Genomic DNA, 2,559 nt, shown 5'->3' with positions numbered 1-2,559 from the left:
GTTCCGATCTCAACAAAGTGTCCTCAAGATGCTCTGGAATAGGCTGTTCTTAGCCTCTGAAACTTTCTGTTTATAAGGCTTTCAGGAGATGTGGCCCATTTTTACACGAATCGGTGCCATACCCCAAATAGGGAATTGTCTTGCGGCACGGGACTTTTCCTTTGTTTGCAGGCAACTTATTATCAGGCTAAGACGGCAGTAAGCCGTAGGGCTTTGTTGATCGGTAGCGTGGAAGCTATGACCCAGCTAGGCTATGCCCCAGCCCAAGAGCAAGAGCTGTTTTGGCAGCGGGGCGATCGCTTTTACTGGTGCGCTCTACGCCAGAACTTATTTGGCGAGTGGGTCTTGTTGCGCAGGTGGGGTGGCCGCCGAACCGGCAAAGGTGGGCAGAGTGAAACCTGCTGCGCTGATCTGGTGGAAGGCAATCGGCTGATGCAGGATGTTCTTAGACGTCGGCGCTCTCGAGGGTACGTACTGATTCGCTAGAACGGCTCAAATCCGGGCTGCTTTAGCTGATGCCCTCTGCCCCGCAAGGAATGTAGGCGAACCGAACGTTCAATGTGGGGCTGATGGACGTGTAACCTTCGCGATCGCAGATCTGCCTCTCTGCCGTTGGGGCCTCTGACTATGTGCTGATTCTGGTAGAGGCCCATGTTAAGGGGGTAAATTCCCTGGTCGATACGCTGGATTTTTTGATTGAGTAGTTGCACAATTTTTGTCGGCACCAGGGGCAAAGCCGCGAAGTGCTGATTGAAGCTATGTACGAGTATATGGGAGCCAACCCTGAGGGCTTGGCTCAGGTGGTGGAAAACGCCAGCCAAAAGCATGACCACCGGCAGCAGTTTCCTGATCAGGGCTTATGAATCAGCGCAGTTTGAGGCTGACGGCAGGCTGGCAGGGCGGTGTCTGGCCCGCTGGCCTACTCGTCTCCCCCAGCTTTTTTAACCCAATGCTGGGGGCGGCGATGGTCAAAGACCGGCCCTGGGCCAACGCCTAAGGTCGCCTTGCAATCACTAAGCCGTGAACAGGAAGGGGCTAAAAGAATCGAGACACTTCATGAACCCATGACACAGCCCATTGACGGGTCAAAATAAAACGGTAACATTAACTACAGATGCAAAAAACGTTCATCTCTCTACAAAGAGACGGAAGTAAGGGAAACCCCCTGAAGGAACGCGCCTCTGTTTACCACTTCAGTTACTAACGAGGCGACATTATGACTCTGCAATACCGTGGAATTTCTTACGAAGCTACTGCTCCTCAAGCCCATGTCTCTGAGGAACTGATCGGGCGCTATCGAGGCGCTGCGAATGTGCGTCATGTCTGCACCGACGAGCATCCTGAAGCTCATATCGAGGGTCTGAAGTATCGGGGTGCGGTCGTTCGCTAGATCGTTCGCTGACCTCCTGAATTGAGAAGACCAACAATCTGCGGCACCTTTCCTGTTTAGGGAGGTGCCTTTTTAATGAGGTTGGTTAAACCTATGTTGATGTGAGGTAGCCCCTCAGCCATGTCGCTAGTCGATCAGTATCTTGACCTTGTGAACCGCCAACTGCCTGAGGCGGCAAAGCACGACAGTCGCTATCCGGTACGGTTTAACCACTGTTTTGCCAGAATCATTTTGGATACCCTCTGCGGGGGTGAATGGTACCAGCACATTCCAAAACCGGCTTATAAGCACATGACAGAAAGGCAGTTGCAGGACGCGATCGCCCTGGGCCATCAGTTTCTGGCTAATCCTCAAGCTTGCGTGAACGCGAACCAAACGAGTCTTCGGTACAGAGGCAAAGGGAAGTAGCGGCATGTCTTCGTTCTCCTCCCTAGCCAGGGACCGCTAGACCGTAATTCGCAGGCATGCCCTGTGGGTTAGTCTCCACAGGCAAAGCCCTGAATGGGTTGCTGGGCTAGATGAGGGCTAAAATTGGCCCATCGACCTGCGTAGACAGCACCTAACCATTGGCAATGGTCAACGTTTCTATTAACCTCTCTCCTACAAGGCAGTGCCGGAGCTGTCGTTTTAACGCTCGCAGTTCCTATCTCGTCTGTGCGGTACACCCGACCGGGCCAGAGCAGCGGCGATGCCCCGACTTTGAGTCCCTCTCGCCTGTTGCCCAGCACCCTAGCAGCAGCTCGCCGCCAGCCCCGGCCATAGAGCCTAACTGGATGAGGTTTTGGGGGCCATCAGAGGCGGAATGGCTGGCCTTCTGGGGGTCAGAGGATTTGGACGAGAATAACTAACCCGCCGAGTTCACGACAGCAGATTTAGAATAAGCCCCTCACAATTCATCGCTGCTATACCGGGGCCACCGCATCCGTCATATGGATCTATGGCACTGGGTGGCGATCGCCTCACCGAAGATTCACTTGATCGATTAAGCGAATAAGTGGTTAAGCACTTATTCAACAGGTCAGCTAGCAAGTGATACGAAGTCGGGGTATGGCACCGATTCGTGTAAAAATGGGCCACATCTCCTGAAAGCCTTATAAACAGAAAGTTTCAGAGGCTAAGAACAGCCTATTCCAGAGCATCTTGAGGACACTTTGTTGAGATCGGAACGT

General features: G+C 53.1%; 5 protein-coding genes and 1 riboswitch. All 5 genes read left to right on the top strand.

Annotated features, from left to right (window positions below):
- Nucleotides 1–237 precede the first annotated feature (237 nt).
- The 5 genes from ACQ4N7_RS30110 (at nt 238) to ACQ4N7_RS30090 (ending at nt 2,238) form a co-directional block, all read left to right on the top strand.
- Nucleotides 238–486: a WGR domain-containing protein gene (locus ACQ4N7_RS30110; RefSeq protein WP_430715103.1), complete on the top strand. Its 249-nt coding sequence runs from the start codon at nt 238–240 to the stop codon at nt 484–486.
- Between the two features lie 218 nt (nt 487–704).
- Nucleotides 705–863 carry a hypothetical protein gene (locus tag ACQ4N7_RS30105; protein ID WP_430715102.1) on the top strand — a complete coding sequence of 53 codons (159 nt, stop codon included), beginning with the start codon at nt 705–707 and terminating at the stop codon, nt 861–863.
- Complete coding sequence (locus ACQ4N7_RS30100; RefSeq protein WP_430715101.1) at nt 860–997, top strand: hypothetical protein; 138 nt, start codon at nt 860–862, stop codon at nt 995–997. Before ACQ4N7_RS30105 ends, ACQ4N7_RS30100 begins: the two co-directional genes overlap by 4 nt.
- 125 nt (nt 998–1,122) lie before the next feature.
- A riboswitch (Glutamine riboswitch) is annotated at nt 1,123–1,180 on the top strand.
- A 36-nt stretch (nt 1,181–1,216) separates the two neighbouring features.
- Nucleotides 1,217–1,390 (top strand): DUF4278 domain-containing protein, encoded by a 174-nt coding sequence (locus ACQ4N7_RS30095; protein WP_430715100.1) that lies wholly within the window; start codon nt 1,217–1,219, stop codon nt 1,388–1,390.
- A gap of 572 nt (nt 1,391–1,962) precedes the next feature.
- Complete coding sequence (locus ACQ4N7_RS30090) at nt 1,963–2,238, top strand: DUF6464 family protein (RefSeq protein ID WP_430715099.1); 276 nt, start codon at nt 1,963–1,965, stop codon at nt 2,236–2,238.
- Nucleotides 2,239–2,559: the final 321 nt, after the last annotated feature.

Origin of the sequence: Nodosilinea sp. AN01ver1 (genome assembly GCF_050565655.1) — a bacterium.
Lineage (GTDB): Bacteria > Cyanobacteriota > Cyanobacteriia > Phormidesmidales > Phormidesmidaceae > Nodosilinea.
Note: the sequence above shows the minus strand (reverse complement) of the source record. Positions and strands in the feature narration are given on the sequence as shown.